This is a genomic window from Candidatus Fukatsuia symbiotica (assembly GCF_003122425.1).
Classification (GTDB): domain Bacteria; phylum Pseudomonadota; class Gammaproteobacteria; order Enterobacterales; family Enterobacteriaceae; genus Fukatsuia; species Fukatsuia symbiotica.
Genome location: NZ_CP021659.1, coordinates 814,718 through 835,204, shown reverse-complemented (window position 1 = coordinate 835,204; position 20,487 = coordinate 814,718). Strand labels below are relative to the sequence as shown.

Genomic DNA, 20,487 nt, shown 5'->3' with positions numbered 1-20,487 from the left:
CCGGAGCACAGTAACTTTGGTTAACATATCAGTACATGGGAATTGCGAGCACCGCGTAACGCCGAATGCGTATCACGCAGTAGGTTTCTAAAGAGATCAATTAATCATCAAGGGATCATCGTATGAACTTATCACGATTTATAGGTATTAGTACCCTGTTATCTGTGCTTTCATTTTCTGGGTTAGCGGCTGTACCACAAAATTATCTCTATACTGCTTCTGATGATTTAAAACAGCTTCAAACATTAATTACTAGACCTGATATTGTAGGTGTACAAATTGTTTACAATTGGAAAATTTTAGAAAAGGGCCAAGATGAATATGATTTTTCTCGTATCGAACAAGATTTAGCGTATCTCAATGGCCTGAATAAAAAATTAGTCATTCAAATCCAGGATCGTTTTTTTGAACCTGATGCTAAAAATGTTCCCGCTTATTTATTGCAACAACCCATTTATCAAGGAGGCGTAGTAGCACAATATGATAATCCGGGCGAAGGAAAGCCAATCGGTCAAGGGTGGGTGGCGCAACAATGGAACCCTGCAGTACAACAACGCTATCAAAAATTGATTGCGGCATTAGCTAAAAAATTTGATGGTCAAGTTTTTGCTGTGAATCTACCAGAAACTGCCATTGATTTGGATATCAAGCATGATAAAACCGGGTTTAGTTGCGATAAATATTTCCAGGCAGAAATAGATAATATGCGTTTTGCCAGAGAAGCATTTAAAAAATCTCACGTGGTGCAATATGTTAATTTCTGGCCTTGTGAATGGAATAATGATCATCAATATATGTCACGGCTTTTCGCTACCGCTGCGAAAAATAATATAGGATTGGGTGGGCCGGATATTGTTCCCAACAAAAAGGGTCAGATGAAAAATGCTTATCCTTTTTTTCATCAATATAAAGGAAAATTAAGCCTAGTCGCAATGGCAGTGCAAGAACCGACCCTGACTTATACTAATCCAGCCACTCAGAAACCCTTTACACGCGCCGAATTTACCGATTATGCCGAGCATTATCTTGGTGCGAATATTATTTTTTGGAGCACGTCATCGCCTTGGTTGAAGTACTAACCTGTGTAACAAAAATGTATTGTTATGCAGGTGTACACCTTTAACGGATATTTAAATATAATTGATATCTGTTAGAGTTTAGTTTCAAGTGTCTTTTCATTGTATATTTTATTTAGTTCATGAACTGTAAAGTCAATTCTTTTAACATTATTTTGCAATGTTTTTATTGCTTTTAGATCGAAAAGATTTCGTTTGTAGCTCGGAGAACCCTTTTCTGTCTTACCCCTATTTTTTATTTGCTTTTCAAGATAAATTATTTTATTTTCTAAATTTTTTTTACATTCGTCAAGTTGACTTATTGTATATTGTTTTTGTATAGTATCGATACTTCTATTTATAGTGCGACACTCATGAATCTCTTTAGTGAGTTGAGTGATTTTTCTTCCTGTGATAGTTGGATTTTGAATTTCATCTACTAATTTTTTAGTCTTAACTTTCATACTCTCTCTTAAATTATCAACCAATTTTTTTCTGTTTTCTCCAGTTTCTTTACTAGCAAGGTTGAGCTGAGAGATTGCTCTACCACCCGCTGCACGTACTTGTGTTATTCTATGATTTATGTGCATTATTGCTTGTGATTGATTTATGCTAAATAATCCTTTGATAAAAGTATCAGCTTTTGGATTCTTCTGCCGTAATAATCCTATACCATGCATTAATACAGGTTTTATTTGATTGTTTAAATTTATAATGCCCATGATTACCTCAATATTAATTTTTTTAAAAATCTAGACAATATTAAATTCAATTTCATGTAAAAAATATAAAAAAACGCCCATAAGACAGATAATAATTATTAAAAATAAAGAAAACACAGCTTTATTTTACTTATTTTTACAAATCTTTTAAAATAATAACCTTAATAGATATTGGGCAAAAAATAATTATGCAACCCCGTGAATTATTTATTTCATTGCACAAAGACCAGCGCAGACGCGATCAGCATTATCTTTGTTTATTATTGACAGCAGCGATAATGACATTTTTGCTGCATTTATGTACGGGCGATGCCTGGATTTGGCCAACACAATGGTTTAGTGAACAAGGACGGTTGTTTATCTGGCAATTGCGGCTACCTCGAGCACTGGCAGTGATGATGGTAGGTGCGAGTTTGGCGGTATCTGGCGCGGTCATGCAAGCGCTATTTGATAACCCTCTAGCAGAACCTGGATTATTAGGGGTGGCTAACGGTGCAGGTGTGGGTTTGGTTTTGGCGATTTTGTTCGGTGGGAGTTTATTAACAGTAAGCCTACTCAGTACCAGTGCGGTTATCGGCGCATTATTGATGACGTTATTGTTATTAGCTTTTGCCCGATATCAGCTCACTAACTCGCATCTATTACTGGTAGGTGTGGCACTGGGCATTGTCTGTGGGGCTATCATGACTTGGGCAGTCTATTTCAGTAGCAGCCTCGATCTGCGCCAGCTCATGTACTGGATGATGGGTGGATTTGGTGGTATAGATTGGCGTCAACAAGGAGGGGTGCTGGCATTATTGCCGGTGGTTTTGTGGTTATGCTGTCAGGGACGGGCACTCAACTTCATTGCCTTGGGTGAACAACAGGCACGGCAATTAGGTATCCGCTATCATTTGTGGCGCAATCTATTGATACTGGCTATAGGTTTATTAGTAGGGATAAGCGTGGCACTGGCGGGTGTAATTAGCTTTATCGGCTTGGTGATTCCGCATATTTTGCGGCTAACGGGTCTAACCGATCAGCGGAGGTTATTGTTGGGTTGCGCCCTGGGTGGCGGTAGTGTGTTGTTGTTAGCCGATATCGTGGCGCGTGTTGCCTTATCCTCGGCGGAGATACCTATTGGTGTGGTAACAGCGACTTTGGGTTCACCGGTTTTTATCTGGTTATTAACGCGGGTACAAAATGGCAGCCAAAATACATGGTAGCACAACTGATTACAGAAATATTATGCAACTTGACAAGGTGGGGGTCCGCTCCCGTCTCGCACCTTTTTCTGCTCAAGTTGAAGCAGGGTTACAAATTCATCTTATTGGTGCGAACGGAGCGGGTAAAAGCACACTACTGGCGCGGATAGCAGGTCTGCTACCAGGAGAGGGAACCGTTCTTCTGGCGGGAAAATCATTACCAGACTATCAGGGGCATGAATTAGCGCGCTATCGAGCTTATCTCCCTCAACAGCAACCGGCGACGGCGGTAATGCCACTATTACAATATCTTGCTTTACATCTGCCAGGCGGCACCTGTGTCGATCGGCCTACTGTAGTGGCCACTATCGGTTATCTATGTCAAAAATTACGTTTAGTAGATAAATTGCCGCACAGGCTAAACCTGTTGTCTGGTGGTGAATGGCAACGAGTTCGGCTAGCGGCGATTTTTTTGCAGGTGTGGCCGGATATTAATAGCGATAGCAAAATATTATTACTCGACGAGCCTGCTAACAGCCTGGATGTGGGGCAAAAAGCAGCGCTGAACGACTTGGTAAGAAAATTTTGTCAGGCCGGACGCAGTGTCATTATCAGTACCCATGATTTAAATCATAGTTTGCAACAGGCCGATCAGATTTGGTTATTAGCTGCTGGTCGAGTTGTTATTCAAGGAAAGGCTAAACAAGTGATGCAGCCCAAAATCTTGTCTAAAATATTCGGCATCGAATTTCAACGACAACGTTTTCATCAACGTGATTGGATTATATAGCGGCTATTATCACCAATGGTAAATTGTCGGTCTAAATATAAATAGAATATTGACACGTACTTCGCTTTATAGAAATAACTCACGGCTTTTCAATGGCTTGTTGCCTAAATAAGGCCGCAACGCCATGCGAGTAAAACGTTTCGCGGCTCGTAAGGTTTCAACATCAGGAAATTCTCCACAAGCCAGAGCCTGTAGCTCTCGACCCGTAAAACTATCATTACTTATTACCGAACTAACGATAAAACCTTTCTTTTGTTGATAGTGGTAAATCATGCCCGCCTTCACCTTTTGTCCACTGAGTGCACAGTGAAGAAAATCGACGCCGTAACCCAGGTTGGCTAACGTCGCCAGTTCAAATTGACGTAAGGCATGTTCAGGTGATCCTTTGGTGAGGCTCTGTAAACTAAGATTTTTTAAACAATGGAGATAGGCAAAAAATAGCTCCGAATAATTGGTGCCAGGCTCCAAAAGACGCGATAATAGCTCATTTACATAGAAGCCACTGTATAACAGGTTGCCACTGAGGGGCAAAGCAAGAGAAATCGGTTCCGCATAACACAAGATTTTTATTTCTCCACGGCCACTCCAACGGGCTAATAACGGGACAAAAGGTTGTAAGCAACCTTTCAGATTAGAATTTCGTCCACGCGCACCCTTGGCGAGGACGGTTATCCGTCCTTCTTTTTCAGTGAAAAGATCCAGTAGTAAGCTGGTTTCACTGTAGGGGCGCCGATGTAAAACAAATGCGCGGTGCCAGGCTTCTCTTAGCACTGCTTATTTCAAATCATCGATGTAGCCTAGGCTACGTAATGCGCGTTCGTCATCTGCCCAGCCCGATTTCACTTTTACCCATAATTCAAGATGGACTTTAACCATAAACATCTGTTCCATATCTTGACGCGCTTCGATACCGATAGTTTTGATTTTTGCCCCTTTATTGCCAATAACCATTTTTTTCTGGCCTTCTCGCTCCACTAAAATTAAACCGTGAATGGTGTAACCACCGCGCGCATTGATTATAAATTGTTCAACTTCAACTGTTACGGAATAAGGCAACTCTTCACCCAAAAAGCGCATCAGCTTTTCACGAATGATTTCCGATGCCATAAAGCGTTGTGAACGATCGGTAATGTAATTTTCTGGGAAGTGATGTTCCGCTTCTGGAATATATCGGCGCACAATATTGGCGATAGTTGTCAGGTTTATGTTCTTTTCCGCCGCAATGGGAACAATATCAAGGAAAGACATTTGTTGGCTAATAAACTGCATATGCGGTAATAGCTTTGATTTATCGATGACATTATCAATTTTATTGATCGCCAACAATACTGGGCACTGTACATGACGCAGTTTATTAACCACCATTTCGTCATCAGCTGTCCAGTGGGTTCCCTCAACCACAAAAATCACTAATTCAACGTCTCCGATGGCACTGCTCGCTGCTCGATTCATTAACCTGTTGATGGCGCGTTTTTCTTCAATGTGTAGCCCAGGTGTATCAACATAAATAGTTTGATAAACCCCTTCAGTATGGATCCCCATAATGCGATGACGTGTAGTTTGTGGTTTGCGCGAAGTAATGGAAACTTTTTGCCCCAGTAACGCATTAAGTAGAGTGGATTTCCCAACATTCGGGCGCCCAACAATAGAAATAAACCCACAGTATTTTTTTGGTACTTCACTCACCTTGCAGCTCCAACTTTATTAATGTTTGTTCCGCTGCTGCTTGTTCAGCTTTACGGCGACTTGATCCACTCCCCACCACAGGTTCACTCAAGCCACTGACGTGGCAGTGGATAGTAAATTTTTGATCATGAGCCTCACCGCTGACCTGGGTAATCAGGTAAGAAGGCAAGGACCTATGCAAACGTTGCAGGTATTCCTGCAAACGTGTTTTTGGATCTTTCTGTTTTTCACCGGGGCTGATTTCTGCTAAACGCTCGGCGTACCAGGTTAGAACTAACTGTCCAACCTTTTGTATATCACTGTCCAAAAATATGCCGCCAATAATTGCTTCCACGGTATCTGCCAAAATAGATTCGCGGCGAAAACCACCACTTTTCAGCTCGCCAGGCCCCAGGCGCAAACATTCACCCAGGTGAAATTCACGCGCCATTTCAGCCAAGGTACCCCCCCTGACCAAGGTCGCACGCATTCGGCTCATATCACCTTCATCTACCAAAGGAAAACGTTGATAGAGTGCATTAGCAATAACAAAATTCAAAATAGAATCACCCAGAAACTCTAAACGTTCATTGTGTTCACTGTCGGCACTACGATGCGTCAACGCTTGCAGTAAAAGTGCCTGTTGCTGAAAAGTGTAGCCCAGCTTGTGCTGTAGCCTATCTATTACGATGGGATTCATGAGTTACCAATAGTTCAACAATACGTTAGAAATAAGACAAATCTCTTTCATTCGGCTTCTTGCAAAACCATAATTCGTTATGTGAAGTGAAGTCAAAGCGCCCCGAGCACAGCAACCGACTGTAGTACATGAGGATTGCGAGCTCCACGTAACGCAGAATTTGCAGCACATAGTAGGTTTTGCAAGAAGCCTATTAATGAATGCCGCCAATACGGTTTAGACGTACTCCCGTTGGCCATTCACCTTCCTGCTTATCAAAACTCATCCAGATAGCCGTTGCTTTACCCACCAGGTTACGTTCAGGTACAAAGCCCCAATAACGGCTGTCTGCACTGTTATCCCGATTATCACCCATCATAAAATAGTGACCTTCAGGCACCACCCACACGCCAAAAGACTGACCAGGTTGTTGATAATAGGAACTTAGCTGATCGTGAGCACCCGGAACGGTTAAAATAGGATGCGTGACTGAACCAATGCGCTCATCACGAGTACGCAGACGTATCCCCTCTTCGGGTATTTCCCGATCCAGTGGGATCTGAAAAAAACCTGCTGATGACTCGCTGTTACCCAGAAAACGGAACGTCTGTACGAGTTCACTCGGTAAGAGTGTACTGTAAGTCATCACCAGTTTACTCTCACAAGTATTGCCACTGCTGCAGGACGGCTGTACCGTGACTTCTTTGCTGACAGGATCATAGCTCACTCGATCACCGGGTAAACCAATAACACGTTTAATATAGTCGAGTCGCGGATTTAACGGATATTTAAAAACGGCAATATCACCACGTTTAGGATGACCGGTTGGGATCAGTGTCGTTAAGCTGATAGGATCTTTAATGCCATAAGCATATTTCTCCACCAAAATAAAATCACCTATCAATAATGTCGGCATCATTGAACCCGAAGGGATCTGAAAAGGTTCGTAAATAAACGAACGCATGATGAATACCAGTGCCAATACGGGAAAAATCGAGACAGTATGCTCGATCCAACCAGGTTGTTTGGCTGCTTTTTGCTGCGCATTATTATCCAGCAGATCACCACCAGCGGTATCAATAGCGGCAACTTTTGCCTGACGAGCCGGTGCCCATTTTAAGCGTTCTAAACACCAAATAATCCCTGTCACCAGCGTTGCTATAGCTAAAAGCAAAGCGAACATGTTAGCCATACGATCTCCTATTTGCTATTTTTACCCACGTGTAAAATGGCCAAAAAAGCTTCTTGTGGAAGTTCAACGTTCCCAACCTGCTTCATCCGTTTTTTGCCTTCTTTCTGTTTCTGCAACAGTTTCTTTTTACGACTGACATCGCCACCGTAACATTTGGCAATGACATTTTTGCGCAATTGTTTTACTGTCGATCGTGCAATAACCTGATTACCAATAGCAGCTTGAATCGCAATATCAAATTGTTGACGTGGGATAAGTTCTTTCATTTTTTCCACTAAATCACGACCACGGTATTGCGCGTTATTACGATGAGTAATCAATGCTAACGCATCGACACGCTCGTTATTGATCAACACATCGACCCGCACCATATCCGCAGTTTGGAATTTGCTGAAATTATAATCCAGAGACGCGTACCCACGAGATGTTGATTTCAGACGATCAAAGAAATCCAGCACCACTTCTGCCATTGGAATATCGTAAGTTAAAGCGACTTGATTACCGTGATACACCATATTGGTCTGTACACCACGTTTTTCGATACATAGCGTGATCACATTACCCAGGTATTCCTGCGGTAACAACATATGACATTGAGCAATAGGCTCGCGCAATTCTGTAATATTGTTTAACGGAGGGAGTTTCGATGGGCTATCAATATGCAGGGTTTCTTTGCCTGTAGTCTGTACTTCATACACTACTGTTGGTGCGGTGGTGATCAGATCAAGATCGTATTCACGTTCCAAACGTTCTTGAATAATCTCCATATGTAATAATCCAAGAAAGCCACAACGAAAGCCGAAACCCAGTGCAGTGGAACTCTCGGGTTCATAAAAGAGAGAAGCATCGTTCAAACTCAGTTTACCCAGTGCATCACGGAAAGTCTCATAATCATCAGAACTGATCGGGAACAAGCCCGCATAAACCTGAGGCTTAACTTTTTGAAAGCCAGGCAAAGCGCTTTCTGCCGGTTGGTGGTTCAATGTCAATGTATCACCAACCGGTGCGCCAAGAATGTCTTTGATGGCACAAACTACCCAACCCACTTCACCGCAATTGAGCTTATCACGATCAATACGTTTCGGAGTAAAAATGCCCAAACGATCCGCATTATAACTTTGACCCGTACTTATTACTTTAATTTTATCACCTTTGCACAGAGTGCCGTTTTTAATACGAATTAAAGAAACAACACCTAAATAATTATCAAACCATGAATCGATAATCAGTGCCTGCAACGGGGCACTGGCGTCTCCTGTTGGAGGGGAATATCACGAACCAGGCGTTCCAGTACATCGCTGACACCCACGCCCGTTTTTGCTGAACAACGCACGGCATCAATTGCGCTAATACCCACGATGTCTTCAATTTCTTGTGCGACGCGATCGGGATCAGCAGCCGGTAAGTCAATTTTATTCAGCACTGGAACCACTTCTAGATTCATTTCCATTGCGGTATAACAATTAGCTAATGTTTGCGCTTCTACCCCTTGACCGGCATCAACCACCAACAGTGCTCCTTCACAAGCAGCCAGTGAGCGGGAGACCTCATAAGAGAAATCAACATGTCCGGGGGTGTCGATAAAATTAAGCTGATAGCTTTGACCATCCTTAGCGTGGTAATCCAAAGTTACACTTTGTGCTTTAATAGTAATACCGCGTTCACGTTCGAGATCCATCGAATCAAGAACTTGTGCTGCCATCTCACGTTCAGCTAAACCACCGCAAATTTGGATAATACGGTCGGATAGTGTCGACTTGCCATGATCGATATGGGCAATAATGGAGAAATTTCGTATGAATTTCATTTGTAAATTTTTTCTCTTAAGAGGCTGTTCAGAACTCAAAAAAACCACCCTGCAAATTTGCCTGCATATTACAGCTTTATCCGATAGGTAGAAAGGACGCAAAACAGAGTGAATGAAGCAAACCGACCAAAAATAATCCAAGGGCTGTTCAATCACCATGTAAACGCCGAGCATCAATCACATCCGGCAACATCTTGAATTTGGCTAATACGCGCCCCTGTACTTCTGCATTATAGATTTCAATATCCATATCGAGGGACGCTAATTGTTTTTTGACATCACAGTGGCTGCTAATCCGCAAAACATTCACTTTCTCATTAGCCAAGACTGTGGTGATATCACGTAATAATCCGCTGCGATCATTAGCGATAACTCGTACTACTAAAGAATAACCGTTCGAGTAATTGTCTCCCCATGTTGCTTCTATGATACGTTCAGGTGCATGAGATCTCAGCTCTGCCAGTTGCTCACAAGCGACCTGGTGAATGGAGACTCCCCGTCCTTGGGTGATAAAACCAACAATTTCATCTGCGGGTATTGGCTGGCAACAACGGGCGATATAGTGCATTAGATTACCTATTCCTTGCACAATAATACGCCCGTTGTCTTTGCTACTGGTATGTAAAGAGTGCTGAGTCTTATGGGTTAGCTGATGTAGAGCCTGCTGATCAGCTTCTTCCGCACTGGGTTTCTTAAACGTGCCCTGTAAGAAATTAACCATTTGGTTAACACGGACATCACCACTGCCAATAGCTGCCAATAATTCATCCAGTGAATTGACGTTATAACGTGAGATCAACAGTTTTTCGGCTTTTTTCAAGCTAATATTGAGTTGTTCCAACTCATTGTCCAATATCTGACGTCCAGCCAGGATGTTTTTATCCCGATCCTGTTTGCGGAACCAATAATGAATTTTAGAACGTCCACGGTGAGTAGTGACATAGCCTAAATTAGGATTCAACCAGTCACGGCTCGGATTCGGTTGCCTTTGAGTAGTAATTTCAATCTGATCACCCATTTTCAGGTGATAGGTAAAGGGGACGATGCGACCACCCACTTTAGCGCCAATACAACGATGCCCAATATCACTATGGATATAGTAAGCGAAATCCAGTGGTGTAGAGTTGACTGGTAAATCAATCACATCACCTTTCGGTGTAAAAACGTAAACTCGATCATCAAATACTTGGCTGCGTACTTCGTCAAGCATCTCTCCTGAATCTGCCATTTCTTCTTGCCAGGCAATCAGTTTACGCAACCACGCGATCCGGTTTTCGTAGCCTGAATGCCCGACCGCGGCCGCACCTTCTTTATATTTCCAATGAGCGGCAACGCCCAATTCGGCATCTTCATGCATTCGTTCAGTACGGATTTGGATTTCTAACGTTTTTCCCTTGGGTCCCAGTACCACGGAATGAATCGATTGGTAGCCATTGGGTTTAGGATTAGCGACATAATCATCAAACTCATCCGGTAAATGGCGGAAATAGGTATGGACCACGCCTAATGCCGCATAACAGTCTTGCAGGCGTTTGACGACGATGCGCACTGCGCGCACATCAAAAAGTTCATCAAAGGTGAGCGATTTTTTCTGCATTTTGCGCCAAATGCTATAGATATGTTTGGGGCGGCCATAAATTTCCGCCTCTATGTTTTCATCCGCCATAGCACTACGCAACGTGGTGGTAAAATTGTCAATAAACTTTTCACGATCAATACGCCGCTCATGAAGTAATTTGGCAATTTGTTGATATCGGGCAGGATGCAAATAGCGGAAGCAGAGATCTTCCAGTTCCCATTTGATTTGACCGATACCCAATCGATTCGCCAGAGGAGCATAAATATTGGAACATTCTTTAGCGGCCAAAACCCGTTCATCTTCTGGAGCATCTTTCACTTCCCGCAGATGTGCGATTCGTTCTGCCAGCTTAATCACTACACAGCGAAAATCTTCTACCATCGCGAGTAACATACGACGAACATTGTCCACTTGTTCGCAACCCATCGTATCATTGTGGGTTGCTTTTAACTGGCGAATCGCGTCCATATCACGCACCCCACGGATCAGTGTCGTGATGCTTATGCCCATATTTTCGTTAAGGGTTGCTTCCTCTACTAAATTGGCATCCACTAACGGAAATAGCAACGCGGCACGCATACTGTCGTTATCCATACTGAGAGTGGCAAGAATTTCTACCATTTCCAGACCACGCCACAGCAACAGAGAAGCATCTGGATGATTTTTCGTCTGCTGTTCACAATAGTGCCACGTTTCAGCCAGTCGCTCGGACGACTGAGGATTCAGCCGTAGATTGGCGATCCACAGATCAAGAGCAAATTCACCCGCCGGGTTCAAATGTGTATTTCTGACAGCAACCATAATTTCCCCGTTATTAAGCGGCCTGTTACCGTTACTTATCTTTGATGGTTTATTACTGACTATGCGAGGCTATTCGAAATCTATGGAGAAACATGTTGCGTGACGTGGATCCTATGTTGCGCGGTGCTCACAATAGACTTCAAACAGATCCTTACTCACCCAAACAGTGGTATATACCCAATGAATTTCGAGTTACGGCAAGGCGGCAATCAATCGAATCCCAAGCGTGTACAAGTAGTACATGACTGGGATGAGTGCGAGCAGCCAACGCCGCCGTAACTTGAAAGGCGAAGGGTATATCTGTATAGAAAACCTCGCCGGATTTTAGTACAACATAAGCCAATGGAGAATACAAATTTCTCGCCTTGACTTCACCCCCTCGCTACGGTTTTGCAAGAAGCCTAATGATAAAAAATGCTTTTTTTCGAAAGGATTTTTTCCTAAATTAGACTAGAATGCCCAGCCGGTAGCGATTTTGTGTAACCACACTGACATGAGCCTAGAAGAAAAAAATATTGCTATTAAAAGCAGTTCATGAGTTAATGCGCCCCAGCCTGTGGTACAGATCTGCCTATTTATGCACGACATCTTGAGTAAAGTAGTTCATATTTAAAGCGTTATCGTTGATAGCCCTTCACTGACGAATTTTCTTCAATAAATGCCTCCATAAGTAACGACTGATAGCTGGCTATAACACGCCCGTGGCGGCAAATTTTTTAATAAAGGAAATACACATGTCTGATACAAAAAAAGGCTCAGTAAAGTGGTTCAACGAGTCTAAAGGTTTTGGTTTTATTACACCAGAAGACGGTAGCAAAGATGTCTTCGTGCACTTTTCTGCAATCAAGAGCGATGGCTTTAAAACCTTAGCTGAAGGGCAACAGGTACAGTTTACTATCGAAAACGGTGCTAAAGGTCCATCTGCAGCAAACGTCACTACTGATTGATATTTAATCATTTTGCTTTGCTGATGCTATGAACCCGCTGATAGGCGGGTTTTTTGAAGCCCCTCACCCAAGTAACCTGTTCGAAATCTCTTGTGCTCGCCGTGTTTTGGTTAAGTCACTCGTCAAAAACAATCTCAAAATGTTCACTTGTTACCTTGTGTTGTATATGAAAAACGCAACTACGCTTTCTCGCCTATTTTTCCCTATCTGAGCGTCACACATGACGATTCCGAATAAATTCTAATATCACTGCATATTAAATGATTTTACTCATCCGATACCTACAGGAATGCTATCATTCGGTGAAAAAATAAAAAGGAGCTGTAGGTTAATACGGATAATACGGATAATACGGAAATTAATGCAAAATCTTCGCCAAAAAATCTTTAGCACGATCTGATTTGGGATTAGTGAAAAAGTCATCTTTGTTACTGTCTTCGAGGATTCTCCCTTCATCCATAAAGATTACCCTGTCAGCCACTCTACGTGCAAAGCCCATCTCATGAGTAACCACCATCATGGTCATACCCTCTTCAGCTAATTTCGTCATTACGTCCAGTACTTCGTTGATCATTTCTGGATCGAGAGCGGAGGTGGGTTCATCAAATAATATGGCAACAGGATCCATACACAGCGCCCTTGCAATAGCTACACGCTGCTGCTGACCGCCAGATAACTCGGATGACAATTTTTCTGCATGCGCAGTAAGCCCAACACGTTGTAACAATTGTAGACCTTTTTCACGAGCTGTCGTTTTATCACGCTTGAGTACTTTCACTTGTGCCAACGTTAGGTTTTTAATGATAGAGAGATGCGGAAATAACTCAAAATGTTGGAACACCATACCAATTTTTGCACGTAATGCAGCCAAATTGATATCCTTATCATTCACTGCAATTCCGTTAACTTTAATATTTCCCTGCTGAATGGACTCCAGGGCATTAACTGTCTTAATCAAGGTGGATTTCCCTGAACCTGAAGGACCACAGACCACCACAACTTCACCTTTTTTCACTTCAATGGAACAGTCGTGCAAAACTTGAAAATGGCCGTACCACTTAGACACGTTTTTCAAGGAAATCATAAAGTTATCCTTTGTATGTTAAAGAGTCAATCAGCATCACAAAAGAAATCAGCGAATACAAGAGATTTAATAAAGCGACTCAGCCCCAAGCGGACGTGTTTTAAAACGACGATGCAACCACAAGTATTGTTCTGGTGCACGCATAATTTCTTTTTCAACCACTTTATTCATAAAACTCGCGGCAGCTACATTATCATCCACTGGATATTCCTTCAGTGCTGGCTGGATCAATAGCTCGTAACCACAACCATTTTGTTTTCTGATCAACACCACGGGTACCAAAGCAGGATTTGCCATCCTCACTAACATAAAAGTACCGTTGGTAGTAGCAGCGCGATCAACCGCAAAAAATGGCGCAAATACACTGCCTTTGGCGCCGTAATCCTGATCAGGGGCAAACCATACCGCTTCACCTTTCCTCAGGGCATGTACCATACCACGTAGATCTTTACGCGCCAACATAGCCTTATTGGAACGCATACGCCCCAAGTTTGTACAAATTCCAGTGCCTTATTGTTGTGAGGACGATACATTGCCATCATTGGCTGACATTGTCCCATCACTCTTCCTCCCAACTCTAATGACATAAAATGTATGCCGATCAGTAACGCACCACGATTATTTTCTTGTGCATGCTGTAAATGATGTAAACCAGACACCGTAAACCAACGTTGAATTCGGGCGTTCGACCAGAACCACGCCATACCTGTTTCCAACAACCCCATGCCAAGTGATTCAAAATTGCTTGTAATAGTCTGTTCCAAAAGCTGTTTATCCATTTGAGGAAAACAAAGTTCCAGATTACGCCTGGCAATAAAAACACGCCTTTTAAGGAACCGCATGGATAAACGTCCCAGGTAGACACCGAGCCTAAGCAGCAGTGGATAAGGAAGCTGGATTAACAAAAAAAGGATACCCAAACCAAACCAGGTCAACCAGTAATAAGGATGCAATAGCAAAAACTTAAACCTTGGTGATCTCATCACATGTAGCCCCGTTTTCATCTATACACTTATACGCTTCCAAGAAAACCTTATCGTGCCATGCGCCAGGCGGGGAAGAGGAGATTTTTTCAGTTAATTTGAGCATGGCAGCTATTTTATTGAAACAAATGAAAATATTTGTAGTGTAAAACCTTTAGCGCCCACCATTCATGGGCCTTTTATCTCTTCAAACCACTCAAGTAATTCATGACGCAAAACCTTTGGTAACACCGCATGATGATAACCATTGATGGCACCCGCCAAAGCTAATAACATATTAACACCCAACGAACTCTTAAGCGCGCGTAGTTGCAAATAACTGCATTTTTCCCCTTTGAGTCGCAGTTCATGAACATTTTTGATGCCCACTTTCCATAACAACCGCTCAATACCAAGACTTAAATTAGGCAAATCTTTCAATCTAATAGCTTTTTGTTTCTTCCTTAAGGCTTCTGCCTCAGCTCCCTGATGGGCAAGATGAACAAAATGGGTTAAGGTCTCCTTTTCTTGCCACAACGTTTGATCGACCCAGTAGTATCGTAAGAAAACTGGTATACCTCGTTTGTAATAAACCAGATTTGTCATTTTCCGTGCCTGGAAAAGATGTTCAACATTATCATTAGCCCGTAAATACAATTCACCGTCAGAAACCAACGCAAACATAATGCCATTAGATAACAAACCATATCCACCGAACTGTGAACGAGAAGTGATAGGTTTTAGGAAGGTAAAATAATCCTGAACCTGAGCTATTTTTTTTTCTGATAAATGCTTCATTACTGCTCCTTTAGTAAAAGCCAGATCACTATTCCGTTGCAATAAGTATTAGAGGAACAACTAACTAGAAAATACGCAATATATATCGAGGATCCAAACACAAAATGAATTTGCATTGGCTTACATCACAATTCTGCGAGGCGCCTTGAAAAATTCTGTTGATCTTCTATCTGACATTAGAAACTGTGCTTAAATACAGCATGGGTAACACAGTTTTCCTAAATAGAGGGGTGGGTGACGGTAAAAACAATAGAAAAACTTGATTAACAAGGAATTTCACAATATTTTTTAAACTTTCAGCCGATTCATTATGCAAATTTTAACACGCATTCCAGATCCACCTTGTCACACTGCCAAGCCAGGTAGAATGCGATTTGTCGGTTAGAATTACGCTGTAATATGGAGCCATTTATGACCATAATTGTTAAACGTCACATACAATTTTGCTTTTTTTTCGGGCACTTTATCACATCATACTTGTAAGTTTTCTACTACGTTGTAGACTTTACATCGCCAAGGTTGCTTTAAAATGCCAAATTAAACTGGCAGCGTCATGAACGGAAGCATAAAAATCTTGGCTGAGAATTTTAACCAAGGGCTTAAAAAGCTTTTAAGGCTCATTGCCTATTTGGATGATAACGAGGCGTAAAATGAAAAAGACAGCTATCGCATTAGCAGTGGCACTGGCTGGTTTCGCTACAGTAGCGCAAGCCGCTCCCGCAGATAATACTTTGTACACCGGTGGTAAACTAGGCTGGTCGTGGTATAGCGATACAGGTATGACTAATGCCTATCAAGGTGTCGGTAACGGGCCTACTCATCAAAGCCAATTGGGTACAGGTGCGTTTGTGGGCTACCAGGTAAACCCATACTTCGGCTTGGAAGGGGCTATGACTGGCTTGGCCGCATGCCTTACAAAGGCGATGTCAACAATGGTGCCTTTAAGGCACAGGGCGTTCAGCTTTCTGCCAAGCTGAGTTACCCCGTTGCTCAGGATCTGGATGTTTATACGCGCCTGGGGGGCATGTTTTGGCGTGCCGATTCTAAGGGCAATTTCGCTAATGGGTCTGCCGGTAGGGTAAGTAACCACGACTACGGCATCTCTCCACTGGCCGCCGTCGGTCTTGAGTACGCACTTACCAAAAACCTGGCTACCCGTGCCGAGTACCAATATACTAACAATATCGGTGATAAGGGTACTGTTGGTGCTCATCCAGACAACGGCCTGTTGAGCCTAGGTCTTGCTTACCGTTTTGGTCAGGATACACCTATACCCGTCGCACCCATCGTCCCCGCCCCAGTGGTTGAAACCAAGCGTTTCACCCTGAAGGCTGATGTTTTATTTAATTTCAATAAGGCAGAACTCAAACAGTCAGGTCAGCAAGCACTGGATCAACTTTATGATCAGTTAAAACAGATGGATCCTAAAGACGGTTCTGCTACGATCGTGGGTTATACTGACCGTATTGGTTCTGAACAATACAACCAAAAGCTGTCTGAAAAACGTGCCCACAGCGTGATGAATTATCTGGTATCTCAAGGTATCCCAGCAGAGAAAATATCTGTGCGTGGTATGGGTAAAGCAAACCCAGTGACGGGTTCTACCTGTGATAGATTAAGAGGAGCAGCTGCACAAGATTGCTTGGCTCCAGATCGTCGCGTAGAGATCGAGGTGAAAGGTATCAAAGAAATTGTTGTACAGTCATAATCTCAACATATTGCTTACGTACCAAACCCCGCACAGCGGGGTTTTTTTAATAGACTTCTTGCAAAACTACCGTTTTCACAGCAGATTATGCAAAAAATCTCATGAGCGTTGATTGGATAAAATTTAGCTATGATTGGGCCGAGGGAACATATGTCCGTTGGAGAAAATAATGTCAGTACTGAGTGAAGAAGCCAAGCTGGTTTATGCAGCGTTGAAAGCCAAGGGCTTTGAAACGCCATTGTGTGGGGAAATGTTAGATGTCAAAACGCGTAAGACACGTATTCAGCAACATATTACCGAGATTATGAAATTACTCAATCTTGACTTAACCAACGATAGTCTAGCGGAAACACCAAACCGTATTGCGAAAATGTATGTCGATGAAATTTTTTCTGGGCTGGATTACACGAATTTTCCCAAAATTACCGTGATTAAAAATAAAATGAAAGTTGACGAAATGATTACGGTGCGCAACATCACCATGACCAGCACCTGCGAACACCATTTTATTACCATTAATGGTAAAGCAACCGTGTCTTACATTCCAAAAGAACATATCATTGGTTTATCAAAGATAAATCGCATTGTGCAGTTTTTTTCCCAGAGACCACAGGTGCAAGAGCGGCTTACCCAACAAATTTTGCTGGCATTACAGACTTTGCTTGAAACCAATCATGTAGCGGTATCCATTGATGCTATTCACTATTGCGTAAAAGCCCGGGGTATCTGTGATGCTACCAGTACCACCACCACCACATCTTTGGGAGGGTTATTTAAATCCAGTCAGAATACACGTCAGGAATTTCTGCGGGCTGCCACCTATCATACTAACTAATACGTATGAAATTGAGATCCTGTTGGTTATGAAATAATTAAAATCCACAATTATTACGTAAAGAATTAGCCTCAATTTGCGTGCTGATTTAATCGGCACACCCGTACGCGTCACCAACGCGGAACCGGCTCTCTGCGGCGATATTGAATTTTCCAAAGTACGCTATCTATTATCAATCAACGGTATTGACTCACAATACCGTTATTCACTATGGAAAAATTTACTCGCAATCTACGATCTAAATTTGCAGAGATAGTATGTGTTACTCTGGATATAAATTGTTACAATAGGTAAATTTATGTTATAAATATGTAAACATATAGTAATTATCTACAATGTAGCAACATTAGGTTAGACCTGAAAGATCCAGGCCATGACGACTGCTGTCATATTCTTGGCATGCTTGATTTTCTACATTTCGTAACAATCCTACATTAACCTGAGTTCGGGATAAATATGAAACTAACTGATTGAAATTATCCTGATATTAAAAATATCCTGACAAAAGGAAGCAGAAAAAATAGCTCTGTATATTTCCAACATTTATTTTTTTAATTATCCAATGGATATTTCCATTGGGTATTTTAAAAAATAGTTATGCAGTTTCTTATCCCAAACTAAGGTTATATTAAAAATACCATGCAAAACAATTCTTCTGATCAATATCGCGCTCTGTTTAATGATATCAAAGCAGGTAAGACAGACAAGTTATCAACGCATTACGCTAATGGCGGTAAAGGTGTTCAAAAAAATGGTCAGACTCTATTGATGTGTGCGATTGATGCCGGGAACCAGGCAGCGATCAATATGATATTAAAAACCCCTGCAGGTCAATGGGGATTAAAAAATCTGGTTGATAAACAAGGTAATACTGCGCTCCATTATGCTGTTGCCGCACGCAACCTCACCCTGGCACAGTATTTAACTTTGAAGGAAGGAGTCGATCCACAGATCGCTAACCATAACGGCGAAAAACCGGCTGATTGGCTACAACAGTATCAAATTAATCTTCATATTCAACAGGATGAATTGCCTCAAAAAATCGCCACAGGGGATCTGTCTGCCATCACTGCGCTATTGAAAATGGGAGGTTCTGTCACATTACCCTATAACGGAGGCAATACCGCGCTCCATTTGGCTATTATTCATAACCAGACTGAAATAGTCAGAGAGCTCCTGAAATATTCTGACAGTACTGCACTGACGAAAAAGAATTTTGCCGGTCAAACTCCTGTTGAGCTTGCGCAAAATATACAACCTGCTGAGCACAGTGAGGGTAACACTATCAGGCAATTATTGCTTGATGCTGAAAATGGAAATTTTCCTTCAGGGCGTGTTCAATTACCCACCTTATTAGAAATTGATTCACAAAAAGTGACTGAATTATCCAGACTGATTGTTCAAGGGGTGTCAGAAAATAGTTTATCCACATTAGAATCCTATTTGCCCACGCTAGTGACTTTAGCCCAAATCGCTTGCCAAAAAAGCATCCAGATACTTAATATGCTACGCACGACTGATGGTCATCTTTCTGAACTATACCCTTCTTATAATAAGTTACTGACCAAGCTTTTTGGGGAAGATTATAATCGCCGTGATTTAGCAGAATTAGAAAGAAAAGCCAGTAATGTTGCACATTATTTAAATGAGATCCAAAAAGGTCATCATAAAATCGTATTGGAATACAAATCTGGAGTATTAGGGCAAGCATCAAAATACACATATAAAACAGTTTCTTTAGATATAGGAGCTGGCACTCTTGAAAAGTTAGTCTGGACTCTGATCCATGAATCTTCTCATCAAGCGAATGGTAACCTGGATTTCTGTTATACCTCGGGAGAGGATTTACAAAATTTACAACGTTTAGCCACTCAGGGAGTACTGCAATATCCGGACAGCACTGGATACTATACACAGGATATCGTGAGAATATTATCTACTCAAGCGTTGTTATCAGGTAACTTCCATAGAGAAAAACTGCCGGAATTAAACACTCTCTTGAATGAGTACGAACAATTTTATCTGCAAAAGGACAGTTTAAACACACAGCTGGCAGAATTAAAAGAAAAATCCGATCAATTATTTGAACAATTTGAGGCACAAGAAAAAAAATTATATGCACAATCAGATAAATCTGATAGTGAAATTAATATTGAAATTGAGGAAATTACTGAGGAACATGATGCAGCTCAAGAAGTATTGAAAAATAAAATCAAGGATGTTGAAAGCAAAATTTATGGTGACTATGAATCAGATATTAATGTATTGATAATCAAAGAAACTAGAAAATTACAGCCACTCAATAATACCGATACGATATCAAGTGTTATTACATACATGCCAGCTATTGAAAGTGGTAGTCTTTATTTTGATCAACAGGATCAACTAGTCCGTAGCAAAGCATTTTTATATAGTCCCCCACAGTCGCAACTCAACAGCAGTGAAAGTGAATTGCTCGATACTGCTGATAATCAAAGGCAGACTTCAACAATGAATAGCAATCAGGATGGAGAGATACAACCTTAAAGCATTCAATGGCTGCTATGGTCACTGATAATAAAACAGTGATATCAGGTAATCAGATCGGCGATAATATGTCTGGCTCTCCTTTATTCTCAGGTATTACTCACAAAACATTAACTTAATTAGATAGTAAACTGGTTGCTTAATAGTATCCTA

14 protein-coding genes and 3 pseudogenes are annotated in these 20,487 nt (G+C 41.8%); 7 read left to right on the top strand and 10 right to left on the bottom strand.

The genetic code is table 11. The annotated features are described in order from the left end of the window. Positions 1-122: 122 nt before the first annotated feature. Positions 123-1,079 (top strand): hypothetical protein, encoded by a 957-nt coding sequence (locus CCS41_RS04040; RefSeq protein ID WP_072550328.1) that lies wholly within the window; start codon positions 123-125, stop codon positions 1,077-1,079. Between the two features lie 71 nt (positions 1,080-1,150). On the opposite strand, the gene CCS41_RS04035 is transcribed toward CCS41_RS04040, so the two are convergent. Further along, a complete protein-coding gene (locus tag CCS41_RS04035) occupies positions 1,151-1,777 on the bottom strand; it encodes a hypothetical protein (protein ID WP_072550327.1) in 627 nt (208 codons plus the stop codon). 188 nt (positions 1,778-1,965) lie between these two features. Here CCS41_RS04035 and btuC point away from each other — a divergent pair, with 188 nt between their 5' ends. Both btuC and btuD read left to right on the top strand, forming a co-directional pair. Beyond that, the gene (gene btuC, locus CCS41_RS04030; RefSeq protein WP_072550326.1) at positions 1,966-2,982 is read left to right on the top strand and encodes a vitamin B12 ABC transporter permease BtuC; all 1,017 of its coding nucleotides are present in this window, start codon (positions 1,966-1,968) and stop codon (positions 2,980-2,982) included. Next, the gene (gene btuD / locus CCS41_RS04025; protein ID WP_072550325.1) at positions 2,960-3,751 is read left to right on the top strand and encodes a vitamin B12 ABC transporter ATP-binding protein BtuD; all 792 of its coding nucleotides are present in this window, start codon (positions 2,960-2,962) and stop codon (positions 3,749-3,751) included. Before btuC ends, btuD begins: the two co-directional genes overlap by 23 nt. Before the next feature lie 66 nt (positions 3,752-3,817). On the opposite strand, the gene recO is transcribed toward btuD, so the two are convergent. The 6 genes and pseudogenes from recO to relA form a co-directional block, all read right to left on the bottom strand. Further along, complete coding sequence (recO, locus tag CCS41_RS04020; protein ID WP_072550324.1) at positions 3,818-4,522, bottom strand: DNA repair protein RecO; 705 nt, start codon at positions 4,520-4,522, stop codon at positions 3,818-3,820. A gap of 3 nt (positions 4,523-4,525) precedes the next feature. Continuing rightward, complete coding sequence (era, locus tag CCS41_RS04015; RefSeq protein ID WP_072550323.1) at positions 4,526-5,437, bottom strand: GTPase Era; 912 nt, start codon at positions 5,435-5,437, stop codon at positions 4,526-4,528. Then, the gene (gene rnc / locus CCS41_RS04010; protein ID WP_072550322.1) at positions 5,430-6,116 is read right to left on the bottom strand and encodes a ribonuclease III; all 687 of its coding nucleotides are present in this window, start codon (positions 6,114-6,116) and stop codon (positions 5,430-5,432) included. Before rnc ends, era begins: the two co-directional genes overlap by 8 nt. 193 nt (positions 6,117-6,309) lie before the next feature. After that, positions 6,310-7,287, bottom strand: coding sequence for a signal peptidase I (gene lepB / locus CCS41_RS04005; protein ID WP_072550321.1), 978 nt, complete (start codon positions 7,285-7,287; stop codon positions 6,310-6,312). Positions 7,288-7,295: 8 nt separating this feature from the next. After that, positions 7,296-9,094: pseudogene (gene lepA, locus CCS41_RS04000) on the bottom strand (translation elongation factor 4). Between the two features lie 148 nt (positions 9,095-9,242). Beyond that, positions 9,243-11,474 carry a GTP diphosphokinase gene (gene relA, locus CCS41_RS03995; protein WP_072550320.1) on the bottom strand — a complete coding sequence of 744 codons (2,232 nt, stop codon included), beginning with the start codon at positions 11,472-11,474 and terminating at the stop codon, positions 9,243-9,245. Between the two features lie 734 nt (positions 11,475-12,208). Between relA and cspE the strand changes: the two genes are divergently transcribed. Further along, entirely contained in the window at positions 12,209-12,421 is a 213-nt protein-coding gene (gene cspE, locus CCS41_RS03990; RefSeq protein WP_072550319.1) for a transcription antiterminator/RNA stability regulator CspE, read from the top strand. A gap of 358 nt (positions 12,422-12,779) precedes the next feature. Here the strand turns inward: cspE and CCS41_RS03985 are convergent, their stop codons facing one another. The 3 genes and pseudogenes from CCS41_RS03985 to CCS41_RS03975 form a co-directional block, all read right to left on the bottom strand. Further along, positions 12,780-13,505: an amino acid ABC transporter ATP-binding protein gene (locus CCS41_RS03985; protein ID WP_072550318.1), complete on the bottom strand. Its 726-nt coding sequence runs from the start codon at positions 13,503-13,505 to the stop codon at positions 12,780-12,782. 66 nt (positions 13,506-13,571) lie between these two features. Next, a pseudogene (lpxP, locus tag CCS41_RS03980) lies at positions 13,572-14,488 on the bottom strand (kdo(2)-lipid IV(A) palmitoleoyltransferase). 168 nt (positions 14,489-14,656) lie between these two features. After that, entirely contained in the window at positions 14,657-15,265 is a 609-nt protein-coding gene (locus tag CCS41_RS03975) for a TfoX/Sxy family DNA transformation protein (protein ID WP_119797240.1), read from the bottom strand. Between the two features lie 650 nt (positions 15,266-15,915). On the opposite strand from CCS41_RS03975, the pseudogene ompA reads away from it, so the two are divergent. From ompA to CCS41_RS03955, 3 genes and pseudogenes are all read left to right on the top strand, one after another. Continuing rightward, positions 15,916-16,973: pseudogene (gene ompA / locus CCS41_RS03970) on the top strand (porin OmpA). A gap of 169 nt (positions 16,974-17,142) precedes the next feature. Continuing rightward, the gene (gene folE / locus CCS41_RS03965) at positions 17,143-17,808 is read left to right on the top strand and encodes a GTP cyclohydrolase I FolE (RefSeq protein ID WP_072550315.1); all 666 of its coding nucleotides are present in this window, start codon (positions 17,143-17,145) and stop codon (positions 17,806-17,808) included. A 639-nt stretch (positions 17,809-18,447) separates the two neighbouring features. Next, positions 18,448-20,334: an ankyrin repeat domain-containing protein gene (locus tag CCS41_RS03955; RefSeq protein ID WP_072550314.1), complete on the top strand. Its 1,887-nt coding sequence runs from the start codon at positions 18,448-18,450 to the stop codon at positions 20,332-20,334. Positions 20,335-20,487 lie beyond the last annotated feature (153 nt).